16 protein-coding genes are annotated in these 13,611 nt (G+C 59.0%); 4 read left to right on the plus strand and 12 right to left on the minus strand.

The window, feature by feature from the left end; translation table 11 throughout:
- Positions 1-24: 24 nt before the first annotated feature.
- Positions 25-816 (minus strand): AraC family transcriptional regulator, encoded by a 792-nt coding sequence (locus EOI86_RS13375; protein WP_127765685.1) that lies wholly within the window; start codon positions 814-816, stop codon positions 25-27.
- A gap of 200 nt (positions 817-1,016) precedes the next feature.
- Between EOI86_RS13375 and EOI86_RS13380 the strand changes: the two genes are divergently transcribed.
- Positions 1,017-2,246: an MFS transporter gene (locus EOI86_RS13380; protein WP_127765686.1), complete on the plus strand. Its 1,230-nt coding sequence runs from the start codon at positions 1,017-1,019 to the stop codon at positions 2,244-2,246.
- 51 nt (positions 2,247-2,297) lie between these two features.
- Here the strand turns inward: EOI86_RS13380 and EOI86_RS13385 are convergent, their stop codons facing one another.
- The 9 genes from EOI86_RS13385 to EOI86_RS24565 form a co-directional block, all read right to left on the minus strand.
- A complete protein-coding gene (locus tag EOI86_RS13385) occupies positions 2,298-2,663 on the minus strand; it encodes a histidine triad nucleotide-binding protein (RefSeq protein WP_127765687.1) in 366 nt (121 codons plus the stop codon).
- 12 nt (positions 2,664-2,675) lie between these two features.
- Complete coding sequence (locus EOI86_RS13390) at positions 2,676-3,002, minus strand: phosphoribosyl-ATP diphosphatase (protein ID WP_127765688.1); 327 nt, start codon at positions 3,000-3,002, stop codon at positions 2,676-2,678.
- A 4-nt stretch (positions 3,003-3,006) separates the two neighbouring features.
- Positions 3,007-3,792, minus strand: a complete 786-nt coding sequence (hisF, locus tag EOI86_RS13395; RefSeq protein ID WP_127765689.1) for an imidazole glycerol phosphate synthase subunit HisF — start codon at positions 3,790-3,792, stop codon at positions 3,007-3,009.
- Complete coding sequence (gene hisA / locus EOI86_RS13400; RefSeq protein ID WP_127766402.1) at positions 3,792-4,520, minus strand: 1-(5-phosphoribosyl)-5-[(5-phosphoribosylamino)methylideneamino]imidazole-4-carboxamide isomerase; 729 nt, start codon at positions 4,518-4,520, stop codon at positions 3,792-3,794. The genes hisF and hisA overlap by 1 nt, the downstream gene beginning before the upstream one ends.
- Positions 4,521-4,530: 10 nt before the next feature.
- Positions 4,531-5,160 carry an imidazole glycerol phosphate synthase subunit HisH gene (gene hisH / locus EOI86_RS13405; RefSeq protein WP_127765690.1) on the minus strand — a complete coding sequence of 210 codons (630 nt, stop codon included), beginning with the start codon at positions 5,158-5,160 and terminating at the stop codon, positions 4,531-4,533.
- Between the two features lie 66 nt (positions 5,161-5,226).
- Positions 5,227-5,826: an imidazoleglycerol-phosphate dehydratase HisB gene (gene hisB, locus EOI86_RS13410; RefSeq protein WP_127765691.1), complete on the minus strand. Its 600-nt coding sequence runs from the start codon at positions 5,824-5,826 to the stop codon at positions 5,227-5,229.
- Between the two features lie 125 nt (positions 5,827-5,951).
- Positions 5,952-6,527: a hypothetical protein gene (locus tag EOI86_RS13415; protein WP_127765692.1), complete on the minus strand. Its 576-nt coding sequence runs from the start codon at positions 6,525-6,527 to the stop codon at positions 5,952-5,954.
- Entirely contained in the window at positions 6,524-7,858 is a 1,335-nt protein-coding gene (locus EOI86_RS13420) for a M48 family metallopeptidase (protein ID WP_161973826.1), read from the minus strand. The genes EOI86_RS13415 and EOI86_RS13420 overlap by 4 nt, the downstream gene beginning before the upstream one ends.
- Before the next feature lie 4 nt (positions 7,859-7,862).
- Entirely contained in the window at positions 7,863-8,585 is a 723-nt protein-coding gene (locus tag EOI86_RS24565; RefSeq protein ID WP_161973827.1) for a hypothetical protein, read from the minus strand.
- 287 nt (positions 8,586-8,872) lie between these two features.
- Here EOI86_RS24565 and hslV point away from each other — a divergent pair, with 287 nt between their 5' ends.
- The 3 genes from hslV to EOI86_RS13435 are packed head-to-tail and all read left to right on the plus strand — an operon-like array spanning position 8,873 to position 11,738.
- Positions 8,873-9,436 (plus strand): ATP-dependent protease subunit HslV, encoded by a 564-nt coding sequence (hslV, locus tag EOI86_RS13425; protein ID WP_127765694.1) that lies wholly within the window; start codon positions 8,873-8,875, stop codon positions 9,434-9,436.
- Positions 9,433-10,746: an ATP-dependent protease ATPase subunit HslU gene (gene hslU / locus EOI86_RS13430; RefSeq protein WP_127765695.1), complete on the plus strand. Its 1,314-nt coding sequence runs from the start codon at positions 9,433-9,435 to the stop codon at positions 10,744-10,746. Before hslV ends, hslU begins: the two co-directional genes overlap by 4 nt.
- A gap of 53 nt (positions 10,747-10,799) precedes the next feature.
- On the plus strand, positions 10,800-11,738 hold the full coding sequence (locus EOI86_RS13435) for a 2-hydroxyacid dehydrogenase (RefSeq protein WP_127765696.1): 939 nt from the start codon (positions 10,800-10,802) through the stop codon (positions 11,736-11,738).
- A gap of 24 nt (positions 11,739-11,762) precedes the next feature.
- Here the strand turns inward: EOI86_RS13435 and EOI86_RS13440 are convergent, their stop codons facing one another.
- Complete coding sequence (locus EOI86_RS13440) at positions 11,763-12,695, minus strand: hypothetical protein (RefSeq protein WP_127765697.1); 933 nt, start codon at positions 12,693-12,695, stop codon at positions 11,763-11,765.
- A complete protein-coding gene (locus EOI86_RS13445; protein WP_127765698.1) occupies positions 12,692-13,489 on the minus strand; it encodes a HipA family kinase in 798 nt (265 codons plus the stop codon). The genes EOI86_RS13440 and EOI86_RS13445 overlap by 4 nt, the downstream gene beginning before the upstream one ends.
- Positions 13,490-13,611: the final 122 nt, after the last annotated feature.

The raw sequence follows: 13,611 nt of genomic DNA on the forward strand, positions 1-13,611 counted from the left end.
CCAACAGGGTTTTCGGAAATACTTTTACGATCGGGCCAGGAAAGCGGTCGGGCTGGCGCCCAGCGTTCGCCGGAACATGGCGATGAAGGCCGACGGGCTTTCATAGCCGAGGTCCAGCGCCACCGCCGTTACCGGTTGCCCGTCGGCCAGCTTTTCAACCGCGGTCACAAGGCTCAACCGTCTCTGCCATTCGCCGAAGGTCAGGCCGGTTTCCGCATTGAAGCGGCGGGCGAGCGTCCGGGCGCTGGCGCCTGCCTGGGAAGCTGCTTCCTCCAGCGTCAACCGCAAGCCAGGGTCGCCTACCATCTGCTGCGCCAGGCGCAGCAACCGCCTGTCGCTCGGCATCGGCAGGTAAAGGGGTTCCTCTTCCCGCATTTCCCGAATTTGGTCGATGATCACCGCCATCAACCGGCCCTCCGGACCGGCTTCATCGTATTCTAACGGCATTTCGGAGGCGCGAATGATCAATTCCCGTAAAAGGGACGTGACGCGCAGGACCCGGCAATTGGGCCCCAGGTCATGGGAATGGTCGGCCCTGGTATAGACGCTGCGGAAGAACGCGCCGGCCCCCGGGATGGAAATAGCGTGGTCGACGCCGGGCGGCACCCAGACCGCGCGGGCCGGGGGTACGGTCCAGGATCCTTCCGGGGTGGAAACAATCATGATTCCGTCCGACGCATAGGCGAGTTGCCCCCAGGCATGGCTGTGGGCGCCGACCTCCATACCCGGCAACAGGTCGAAGGCACGCACCATGACAGGCCGCGGCATGACCGAGGGCATGGGGGGACGGGAGCGGGTCTGGCTGTTTCTAGACATCGAATGTCAATCTATCGCAAGACAGCCGGGACGGCGAGGCTTAGATTGCGGGCAATACATCGTTAATCAAATAAACCCAGAGCGAGCCAAATCGCCGGAGCGAAACACCCATGCTGACCCCTGTTCAACCTGATTCCTTTCCAGAAAATACTCAGCATACGAGTACTTTCCTGCCGACCTTCCTGAGAGGGCCGCAAGGGATGCTGATTTTCATGGCCTTCGCCATGGCGGTGAGCATGCATGGCTGGTTTGGGCTGCTGAACAACTTCATGAATGAAGAGGCGCAGTTCACCGGCAAGGAAGTCGGGTTTCTGCAGTCGATCCGCGAAATTCCGGGCTTCATGTCCTTCGCCGCCGTCCTACTGCTTCCCTTCATCCGCGAGCAGAACCTCGCCTTGCTGTCACTTCTGTTCCTGGGTCTCGGCACCGCGCTAACGGGCTTTTTCCCAAGCGAGTATGCGTTGTACGGGACGACGTTCCTGATGTCGCTCGGCTTTCACTACTACGAAACGATGAACCAATCGCTGACGCTGCAGACGGTCCGGAAAACCCATGCGGCAAGCCATTTGGCGACGCAGCTTCGCGCCGCATCGCTGGGAACCTTCGTTATCCTGCTGGTTATCCTGGTTTTCTTCGACGACAAACAGTTCATCGAAATGCAGACGCGCCTGGGCGTGGCCGAACCGTTCAGCGGGTTCAATGTGGGCTATGTGCCGATCTATGTGGCGGCGGGCGTGGTGACGGTCGCGATCGCCATCTTCTGCAAACTTCACTACCCGATGTTCGAGGTACCGCACGCCCAGACCAAGACCCTGTTCCTGCGGCGGCGCTATTGGCTGTACTACGCGCTGACCTTCATGGGCGGTGCGCGCCGGCAGATCTTCATGGTCTTCGCCGGATGGCTGATGGTTGAGAAGTTCGGCTACGACGCGACAACGATTTCACTGCTTTATATGGTGAACCTGATCGCCAATATCTTCATCGCGCCCAAGGTCGGCCGTCTGATCGTTCAATTGGGCGAACGGCGCGCGCTGATCCTGGAATACTGCGGGTTGATCGCGGTCTTCACCGGCTATGCCTTCGTCGAGGACCACACCTTCGCGGCGGCGTTGTATATCCTGGACCACCTGTTCTTCGCTTTCGCGATCGCCATCAAAACCTATTTCCAGAAGATCGCCGATCCGCGGGATATCGCCTCGACCGCGGGCGTCAGCTTCACCATCAACCATATCGCCGCCGTCGGAATCCCGGCAGTCTTCGGCTTTCTTTATCTGCAGGATGATGGATTGGTCTTCCAGCTGGGCGCTGGAATGGCAGTCATCTCGCTGGCCTTGGCGCTGTTGGTGCCGCGCGATCCCACCCAAGGGCGCGAAACGATCATGGCTGACAAATCCGGCAGCGGTACATCGGCGGCGCAACCGGCGGAGTAATCCGTCGGGCCCGGCGTGATGGATTCTGGGTGATTGATTCCGCCCCGGAAATCAGCCCTGCCGTTTCATCATCGGCCCGGCTGAGGCGCCGCCCAGGACATGCATGTGGAAATGCGGGACTTCCTGGTGCCCGTCTTCGCCTGCATTGGCGATCAGCCGATAGCCGGATTTTTCGACGCCTTTCATTCGCGCCACTTCGCCGACCGCGCGCCAGAAATCGATGATTTCCGCATCGCTGGCCGTGGCCGTGAAATCGTCGGAGGAGACGTACGCCCCCTTCGGGATCACCAGAACATGGACCGGCCGCGCCGGGGCGATGTCGTTGAACGCCAGGCTGTGGTCGGTTTCCAGCACCTTGTCGCAGGGAATTTCGCCGCGCAGAATTTTGGCGAAAATGTTTTGATCGTCATAGGCCACGGCTTGGTCCCCCTATTCCTTACGGCTGGCTTTTTCCGCGATGCCGGATGTGCCTTCGCGTTGGTCAAGTATGGCCCATACGTCATCCGGCGCAACGCCCGTTTCAGCCCAGAGCACGAGCAGGTGATAGAGCAGGTCCGCCGATTCCGCCGCGATTTCCGCCGTGTCGCCCTGCATCGCCGCGATCACGGTTTCGGTCGCTTCCTCACCCAGTTTCTGGGCGATCTTTGCCTTGCCCTTGCCGAAGAGTTTGGCGGTGTAGGACGAGGTCGGATCGGCACCCTTCCGGGCTTCGATGGTCGCGAACAGACGCGCCAATGTGTGTTGGTCAGTCGCCATGGGATCAGCTCACAATCTCGGTCGATGCCTCGGGCGGGCGGATTGGAATGCCCGCTTCGGCCATCTTCTGTTTCGCTTCCGCGATGGAATATTCCCCGAAATGGAAAATGGAGGCCGCCAACACGGCCGATGCATGGCCTTCGGTGACGCCGTCGACCAGGTGGTCCAGGTTGCCGACGCCGCCGCTGGCGATCACCGGAATGCGGAGAGCATCCGACACCGCGCGGGTCAGTCCCAGATCGAAACCGACCTTGGTGCCATCCCGGTCCATGGAGGTCAGCAGGATTTCGCCGGCGCCGTATTCCTCCATCTTCTTTGCCCATTCGATGGCGTCGAGACCCGTCGGGTTACGGCCGCCATGGGTGAAGACTTCCCATTTGCCCGGTCCGGTCGCCTTGGCGTCGACCGCGACGACAATGCATTGATTGCCGAAACGCTCGGCTGCTTCGCGCACGAAATCGGGATTGTTCACCGCCGCGGTATTGATCGAAACCTTGTCGGCGCCGGCCAACAGCAGCTTGCGGATGTCCTCCACCGTGCGGACCCCGCCGCCGACGGTCAGCGGCATGAACACCTCTTCCGCCGTGTGGCGCACGACCTCATAGATCGTGTCGCGGTTTTCATGGCTGGCGGTGATGTCCAGGAAGGTCAGCTCGTCCGCGCCCGCCTTGTCGTAGATCCGCGCCTGTTCCACCGGGTCCCCGGCATCGCGCAGCCCAACGAAGTTGACGCCCTTTACGACACGGCCGTCCTTGACGTCGAGACAGGGGATAACCCGTACACCCAGCATCAGCTTTCTCCCGCGCAAACCTTGAGCGCCGCCGCCAGATCGATCGCGCCTTCATAAAGCGCCCGTCCGCTGATCACGCCGCTGACGACGCCCGTTTCGCGCAGGGCCTTGATGTCGTCCAGGGAGGCGACCCCGCCGCTGGCGATCACCGGCATGGAAACCGCGCGCGCAAGTTCCGCGGTGCTGTCGACATTCACGCCGGTCATGGCGCCATCCCGGTTGATATCGGTGTAGATCACGGCGGCGACGCCGGCATCCTCGAACCGTTTCGCGAGGTCGACGACTTGGAGGGTCGAGACATCGGCCCAGCCTTCCACAGCGACGAAACCGTCGCGCGCGTCGATGCCCACGGCGACCTTTCCGGGGAAAGCCTTGCAGGCATCCAGCACGACCGCGGGTTCGCGCACCGCGACGGTTCCCAGGATGACCCGGCTGACGCCGCGTTCCAACCACGCACCGGCGGCGTCCACGGAACGAATGCCCCCGCCCAGCTGCACCGGGACCGTGCCGGCGGCCGCGACAATCGCGTCCACCGCCGCGCCGTTCACGGATTCACCAGCAAAGGCGCCATCCAAGTCGACCACATGCAGCCATTGCGCGCCGGCCGCGACAAAGCCGCCTGCCTGATCGCCGGGGCTGTCGTTGAAGACCGTCGCCTGGTCCATGTCGCCCTTGAACAGGCGAACACATTGACCCTGTTTCAGGTCGATTGCGGGGTAGAGGTCCATAACAGCCATGTCACACCTTCCACTTCAGGAAGTTTGAAATCAGGCGCAGCCCTGTCGCCTGGCTCTTTTCCGGGTGGAACTGGGTTGCGATCATATTGTCGCGCGCCAGCATCGCCGTCAGCGTCGCGCCGTACTCCACCGTCGCCAGCACGTCGCCGGGATCGTCGCAGGTGAAGTGATAGCTATGCACGAAATACGCATAGGCCCCGGTCGGAATACCGCTCAGACAGGGGTGATCGTGTTTCATGGTCAGCTGATTCCAACCCATATGCGGAATTTTCAGCGCCGGGTCCGAGGGCTCGATCGCCTTCACCGTGCCGTCGACCCAGCCGAGCCCTTCATGGGTGCCGTATTCCAACCCGTGGCTGGCCATCAGCTGCATGCCGACACAGATGCCGAAGAAGGGTTTGCCTTGTTTGTGGACCGCCTGTTCCAGGGCATCCACCATGCCGTCCACCGCATAAAGGCCACGGCGGCAATCGCCGAAAGCACCGACGCCGGGCAGGACGATGCGGTCGGCGTCCAGAACCACTTTGGGATCGTCCGTTACGAAGACCCTGTCCGCGCCTTCATGTTCGAACGCCTTGGCGGCGGATCGCAGATTGCCGGATCCGTAGTCGATGATCGCTACTGTTGTCATGACCGAAAACTTTTCCAGATGTCGCCGACCGGTCGGCGGAAAACCTATCGCGCCCTAACCGGGTCCTTACATCGACCCGCCGAGCACACCCTTTGTCGAGGGGACCGCGTCAGACTGTCTTTCGTCGACGGCGGTCGCCACCTTCAAGGCCCTGGCCAGGCCTTTGAAGCAAGTCTCGGCGATATGGTGATTGTTCTCACCATACAGGTTTTCCACATGCAGCGTCGCACCGGCCGATTGGGCGAAGGCAGCGAACCATTCCTTGAACAGTTCAGTGTCGAAATCGCCGAGCTTCGGCCGGGTGAAATTCACCTTCCAAACCAGCGCGGGGCGGTTCGACAGGTCGATCGCAACCCGGGTCAGCGCTTCGTCCATCGGGATATAGGCATGGCCGTAGCGCTGGATGCCCTTTCGGTCACCCAACGCCTTGCTGACGGCTTCGCCGACCGTGTAGCCGGAATCCTCGGTGGTGTGATGAAAATCGATATGCAGGTCGCCTTCGGCCTTCACGGTCAGGTCCATCAAGCTATGCCGGCTCAACTGCTCCAGCATATGGTCGAGGAAGCCGATCCCGGTCGACACGTCATACACACCGCGACCGTCGATATCGACGGTGGCGGCAATGCGGGTTTCCTTGGTGTTCCGTTCAACGGATGCCGTGCGCATTCCCATCAGTCCCAAATTTAAGTCTCAGACGGGAAGCCTTGTAACAACCGGACGGGCCGACAACAACGCCCATCTCCCAGAATTCCGGGGATAGGACGTTGTTTCAGCCCGCATATCCTAGTCGACTAAAGAATTTCGACAGATCCCATGACCTGTTCCGCATCCGGCAGGTTCTTCGGATAATAGTGGAGCTTTGCCCCGGTATAGGCGACGAAATAGAGTTTGTCTTCCGCCAGGACTGCTTCAGCGATGCCGTTTTTCTGAAGGCCTTCCTTCGTCGCGAAGGTGAACTCAAACCGGAATCCCTGCTTGCCGGCAATGGTTTTCGGCGCGATTTCCTGGATCTCGAATTGCGTTCCCCCCAGCTGGACCAGCGTATCGCGGTACAATTCCGTGATCTCAAGCTCGGTCATGCCTTTTTTGAATTCAGGCAGGGTTTTCGGGGTCTGAGCATCGGTCGGAAACAGTTTCTCGCCGTCCTCGACACCGCTGGCGAACAGGATTTGTTGCAGGATCGGTCCATCGACGGTCCAGATTTCGTATTTTCCGGAGGTAAGCTTGCTCCACGACCTTTCCGGCGAAACCTTCATCGCGTTCCCGACTTCCACCGGCGACCCGCCTTTGACCAACGTGTAACCCTGACAGGCGGCGGCCAACGCCAGAACCGAGGCCAGTGCGGCAATTCGAACCAGTTTCTTCAACTTCCCAATCCCCCAATTACGAACTCAATCATTTTGCGGTCCGTCGCCTCCGGATTTCGCCGGATATATTCGGCATAGGACTCGCGTGCTTCGACATTCAGACCCCTGCGCTGAAAAATCTGCCCGCGCGCACGGAACACTTCAGGCGGCGCGTCGATGAACTGCGTCGCGGCGTGATAGGCGGCCAAGGCCAGGTCTTCGTCGCCTTCGTCCCCGCGTTGCCGGTACATCTCGCCTTTCTGGTAATAGACGGCGCCGGCACGGAATCCGTCGGCGATCAAGGCGTCGAACAGGCGCTCCGTTCTTTCGTAGTCCCGTTTAGATACTTCGTCAGCCAGCAGGCTTTCCCAATGCGGCGACAGCGCTTCGCGATATTCTTCGGTCCCGATCCGGCCGGGACCGCCACCCGCGATCGGCACTTCGTCCGCCAAGGCGCGCAGCATTGTCTGGCGCTCAGAAATTGCCGGATGGCTGGCATAGAAGAAGGATCGCGACCGCGGCGTGTCACCCAGTTCAGCGTCGAGATTTTCCCAGATCTTTGGGGCTTCATGCGGCGAAAAGCCGGCCCTTGCCATCAACAGAACGCCGTAGCCGTCCGCCTCCCGCTCACTATCGCGACCGAAGGACGCCAGGCTGCCCACCGTGGCAATGGTTGCGATACTGCCGACAACAGGCACACCCAAAGCCGCTGTGAATACCTGAAAGAAGGCAAGCCCGTTGGTCTTGTCGATCGTGTCCTTCATGCGCTGATACGAATGGCGGCGCAGGTAATGGCCGATTTCATGCGACAGAACCGTCGCCAGTTGGGCTTCGTTCCGCGCTCTTAGCAACAGGCCCGAATAGACCGACATCATACCGTTCGGCGACATCGTCGCGTTGAAGTCCGGGACCCGCACGATATAGACGCGGATATCGTCGCAATAGTCACCTGCGATCTTGCAGACCATGTCGCTGACATAGGCATTCAACGCGGGATCCTTGATTGCGTTTCCCGCATTCGCCGCCCGCCGCTCGGCGCGGTCCGCGATCATCCAAACGCTGGCCTCGTCGCTGCTGATGTCAGGACGTTCTCCAGGGCTTAGATCTTCGATCCGGTAGTCGTCGATCGACCCGGTAATGCCGCTATCTCCGTCGTCACGGGCCACACTATCGCCGGATACGTCTGTGGGGGCGCCGGAATCCTTGTCCGGGTCATCTGCGGTCTGTGTCTTCGCCGCATTGATCGGGGCCCGATACGCGTCGCCGCCCGTTGTTTGGCACGCCGTAAGCCCGACCGCGACGGCAAAAACCGCGACGGTGGACCACAAGCGGGATTTCGCCGGAATGATCATATCCCTAGCCGTCGCTGCCCGAGGGCGTTGTCGGGAAGTTGGCCAACAGCAAATCAACAGTTTCGGCAGCCGGCGCGGCTTCGCGCAAATCGCCGGACTTACGGCCCAGCATATTGAACCAGACGATTTCACCGGTCGACAGGTCGACCAGGGACGCATAGCCAGCCTGGATTCCGCCCTGGATCGGCGCACCCAGGATCGCCATGAACACATTCAACGCGACGCGTCCCGCCGTGGAATAGCTGTCCCGCACAAAAAGGAACAAGCCGTAGTCCGCCCCATATTCGTCCCGAAGCGCGCCTGAATCAGGGCCCAAGGACCAATCGAAAACGTCCTTTTTCGTGGGGATCGGCGCCAGCTGGCTGCCCGCGATCGTGGCGCCGACGATTTCATGCAGCTTTACCAGTTGAATTTCGGTTTCGCTTTCAGTGCCGGGTTCGTTCAAATCGGACGCATAGAGCACATTCGCATTCGAGTCCGCCAAAACACGCTGAATTTCGGTCTTGATCAGGCCCTGCGCTTTTTCGGTCCATTCAGCGTTGGGAACCATCAACCCGCCCGCGGTGAATTCCGACAGGACCACATCCGGCGCCAGGACGACGATGCGCTGTCCCGCATTGGGCCGTTTCGCGGCCAGGTGATCCGTTTGCTTCAATGTCTGCGTGGCGCAGGCCGACACAAAGACCAATACGACAATCGACGCGACAATTTTCTTCAATGAACGCATTCCGCCCCCCATACGCAAACCGCAAAATTACAAACACCCAATTCACCCCACGGGATCAAACCGCCCCCAAGCAGCACCGTCCATGGCGTGGATAGTCGCAAGTCACCACGATTGCGGTTGAAGTTGCAATAAGCTATGCGCGTATCCGGTGCTGTTTTTTCGCTTTGCGGTGTTTGGTTCCGCTCGGGTACCGGTTGCGGTGGCGGTCCCGTTTTTCCCCGGCCGTGGACTGGCCATTGACTGACTGGCCATTGACTGAACGGGCCCCGCCCCTCATATCGGGCAGCATGACGAAAGCACCCCACACGAATGGCGCCGAGCTGCACGGCACGACAATTCTGTCCGTGCGCAAAGGCAACCGGGTCGTGGTCGCCGGCGACGGACAAGTCAGCCTGGGCAACACGGTCTTCAAGTCCAACGCCCGCAAGGTCCGCACCCTGTCGGAGGGCAAGATCCTGGTCGGCTTCGCCGGCGCGACGGCGGACGCGTTTACGCTGCTGGAACGGTTGGAATCCAAGTTGGAACAATATCCTGAGCAATTGACACGCGCCTGCGTGGAGCTTGCGAAGGATTGGCGGACGGACCGCTACCTGCGCCGGCTGGAAGCGATGATGGCCGTTGTCGACAAGGATGTGAGCCTGATCCTGTCCGGGACCGGGGATGTGATCGAGCCGGAAGACGGTATTATCGGCATCGGATCCGGCGGGGCCTTCGCCCTCAGCGCCGCCCGCGCCCTGATCGACCGGGACGATATGGATGCGGAAGCGGTTGCCCGCCGCGCGATGAAGATCGCCGGGGATATCTGCATCTATACCAACGAAAACATCACTATTGAGAGTATTGGCGAATGACCGATTTCAGCCCGCGGGAGATCGTTTCCGAACTGGACCGTTTCATCGTCGGCCAGGACGACGCCAAGCGCGCGGTCGCAATCGCGCTGCGCAATCGGTGGCGCCGGCAACAGCTGGACGGCATGATGCGCGAGGAGGTTCTGCCCAAGAACATTCTGATGATCGGGCCGACCGGTTGCGGCAAGACCGAGATCGCCCGCCGCCTGGCCAAGCTGGCCAACGCGCCCTTCATCAAGGTCGAAGCTACCAAGTTCACTGAAGTCGGTTATGTGGGCCGCGATGTGGAACAGATCATCCGCGACCTGGTCGAAGTCGCCATTCAGATGGCCCGCGAAACCCAGCGCAAGGAAGTGCAGGGCAAGGCCGAGCTTTCCGCCGAAGAACGCGTGTTGGACGCGCTGGTCGGCGAGAATGCGACCGAGGCAACCCGCCAAAGCTTCCGCAAAAAACTGCGTGAGGGCGAGTTGGACGACAAGGACGTCGAAATCAACGTTCAGGAAAATGCCGGTTTCAGCATGCCGACCATGGATATTCCCGGCATGCCCGGATCGCAGATGGGCATGATCAACCTGAACGACATGCTGGGCAAAGCCTTCGGCGGCGGCCGCACAAAGCCGCGCAAGATGAAGGTTGCGGAATCCTATCAGGTCCTGCTGGAGGAAGAAGCGGACAAGCTGATCGACGAAGAGAAGATCTCCAGCCAAGCGATCAACATGGTCGAGCAGAGCGGCATCGCCTTCATCGACGAAATCGACAAAATCACCGTCCGGTCCGAACGCCAGGGCGGAGATGTCAGCCGCGAAGGCGTGCAGCGCGACCTGCTGCCCCTGATCGAGGGAACGACGGTGGCCACCAAATACGGTTCGGTGAAGACCGACCATGTGCTGTTCATCGCGTCCGGCGCTTTCCATCAATCCAAGCCGTCGGACCTGCTGGCTGAACTGCAAGGCCGGTTGCCGATCCGGGTTAATCTGAACCCGCTGACCGAGGCGGATTTCGGACGCATCCTGCGCGAACCGGAAAACAGCCTGATCAAGCAATACGTCGCCTTGATGGGGACGGAGGACGTCACGCTGGACTTCGCGGAAGACGCCATCGACCGGGTCGCGGCCCTGTCGGCGCAGATCAACCAGACGGTCGAGAATATCGGGGCGCGGCGGCTTCACACAATTCTGGAAAAGCTGCTGGAAGATATCAGCTTCACGGCCTCGGACCGGGGTGGAGAGACGATCGACATCACGGCCGACTATGTGAACGAAAAGGTGGCCCCACTGGCCCAGGATACGGATCTGAGCCGCTTCATCCTGTAATCGTCTTACCGATCGTACGTATCATCGCGCTTATTTTTTGGGGAGAGGGAAGTATGGCCGTTCTGGTTCTGGATACGCTGCCGCATTGTCAGGAATGGACGGATGCGCTGCGCGCGCATGCGCCGGAAATGGATATCCGCCCCTGGCCGGAGGTCGGCAACCGGGATGAGATCACCCATGCGGTCGTTTGCTTCCCGGAACCGGGCGAGCTTGCCAAACTTCCCAACCTGAAGGCGATGCATTCGCTTTGGGCCGGTGTCGATCACGCGACCCGCGACGAGGACCTTCCCCTGAATGTGCCGCTGATCCGTATGGTCGATCACAGCCTGAGCCAGGGGATGCTGGATTACGTCACCGGCCATGTCTATCGCCATCACCTGCAGATGCCGAAATTCGAGGCACTGCAGCGCCAAGCCGAATGGCTGCAGGAGGTTCCCCCACTGATCGAGGAACGCAAGGTCGGCATCATGGGGATCGGTGTGCTGGGCGGTGAAATCGCCGAACAGTTGGCCGCGTTGGGATTCAATGTGCGCGGCTGGGCGCGGACGCAGAAGACCATCGACGATGTTTACTGTTTTGCTGGAATGGAGTCCTTGGAAGACTTCCTGCGGGACACCGAGATCTTGGTTCTGCTGCTGCCGAACACAGCGGAAACGACGGACATCATCAACGAGGAAACCCTAGCGATGCTGCCCGAGGGCGCGGCGATCATCAACGCAGGGCGGGGCACGCTGATCGACGAGGACGCGCTGATCCGCGCGTTGGACGCCGGCCAGATCAGCGCCGCGACGCTGGACGTCTTCAAGACCGAACCCTTGCCGAAGGATCATCCCTTCTGGGCGCATGAGAAGATTTCGGTCACCCCGCATGTTGCCGCCGAAACCCGGTTGTCGACCGCCAGCAAAGTCATCATCGACAATATCCGCCACCTGGACGACGGCGGGTCGATCGACGATGTCGACGGCGTGTTCGATCCGAAGGCAGGGTATTAGATTACTTAGTTGTCGAGCAATGGGTCACGCCGCAACTTCTATATCGAGAATTCGTTTTCCAATTGCCTGCACGTTTTCAAACGCCAACAGCCGCAACTCTTCTTGATCGGCCTGGGCCTCTAGTTCTTCCAAAGCCTCATCAATGTTGTTCTGCTGTCTTTCTGTTACCTGGGGATCATCTTTCGATGGCCGATGAAGCATCATTTCGTGGGCTCTTGCGAAATGCACATTAGGCTCCTTGTCACGGTCTACCTTTAGATCCCATAGTCTGCGTTTGATGCGATGGACTGAACTTGTCAGTGACCCGGCCCGTAGCGTCCCAAAGTTCGCAACAAGTTTTGGTCCTGCGAAATCAATTATGACCTTACTACTGCTGCCTTTCGCTCGTCGGGGGCGACCTGCCTGCAAGTCTGCACTAAAATAAACACCGTATCCGTCCCGATGTGACTTGATGTAGTCGCACACCATGAATGGGAGGCGGTCTCCCTCACCACCACCATCGACATCTTCAACAATGGCAACGCTCATCGGAGCGACAAGTTCGTAATGCTCCTCTGGGGCTACATAGAGTGAGGAAAGTGCAGTCATCCAGCTTTGTGCGAGAGACTCAAGACTAAGCCCTTCAGCCTCCATGCATTCACCTACGAATACTCCAGTGACTATTGAGTCCGGTTTGAAAAGCGCCTCGACAGACCGTTTGGACAGATCATGCTCCAGGTGTTCTCCGGCGAGCTCAACAGCTTTGATCGCACCAGTTGCGTCGGGTCCATACAGACACTGAAGTCTATCCAGCGCGTTTGCTAATTCGACATGAAAGCCTTCAGCATTTGCGGTCGCAACACCCACGACCAGCTGTTCTATAGAACCAGAAATTGGGCGCAATAAAATCGGTGCCCAGTGCGCTCGGACACTATGCTCTACGGATGGGAAATGTCTTTCGTTGAGGAGCATGCTCATCCCAACTCCGGAATACCAAGTGCATTACTTGTCTCAGAAGTAATTCTTGTCACTCGTTTCTCAAGGAAGGCTTCGAGTGCTTCTAGATGATCCTTGGGCAGCAATTCACCTACTCGACTATTTGCCATGGCGCCCGATGCTCTAAATCCTTTGAGCGATGCTTCAAAACTCGCGGCTTCAGACCTTCTAGTCTCTCTTTCGCCGGATGTAAGCATCGGTGTCATCCATTCAGATAGTCGGTTCGCAAATGTCTGGACTGGATCGAGATCTCCTGGCTTCCATCGTGGTCCAGTAAAACTAAACCCATGATCAATGATCCAAACCTCGCCAGGATTTGCGAACAATAGATTACCACAATGTCTATCCACATTGGCCACCCATGAGTCGAACGCATAGAGCCAGCCCAGACCGACCCATTTCGAGATTTCCAAGAGAAGAGCCTTTTGTCTGTCGATGCTTGTTTCCTTCAGCTGGAACGTAACATTCGGGACTTTCACATCGACACTTACAAAAACTAGGTGCCCCCCAGCCTGCAGTTCTGGCGCTTTTGCAACTGTCAACGCGCCATCTCGCACTAGCCCTAGGTAGCAGTCCGGGACTGGCAAACCTAACAGTTTGGCAAGTGAATGTGTAAGCAGCTCATTGCACAATTCGATCAAGGGAAGATCTTTGATGATCGCTTGTCGAACTGAACTGTCTTCAAGGAGAACCTGTCCGCGATATGTATCGCTCACATTTCCAATATTGAAACTGGTCGCTCCAAACAAAACCGTTGCGAGCTTGATTTCAGCCATGCGACCCCAAGAAGCAGCGTGAATATTTTTTCCCTTTTAAGGCGTTTATGTAGGCAACTGGTCAGTGGTGCAACAGTCTTAAACAAAGTTTCAACTCAATTGGTCTTCGCCGTACTCATTAA

The organism is Hwanghaeella grinnelliae, from assembly GCF_004005845.1.
Taxonomy (GTDB): domain Bacteria; phylum Pseudomonadota; class Alphaproteobacteria; order UBA8366; family Aestuariispiraceae; genus Hwanghaeella; species Hwanghaeella grinnelliae.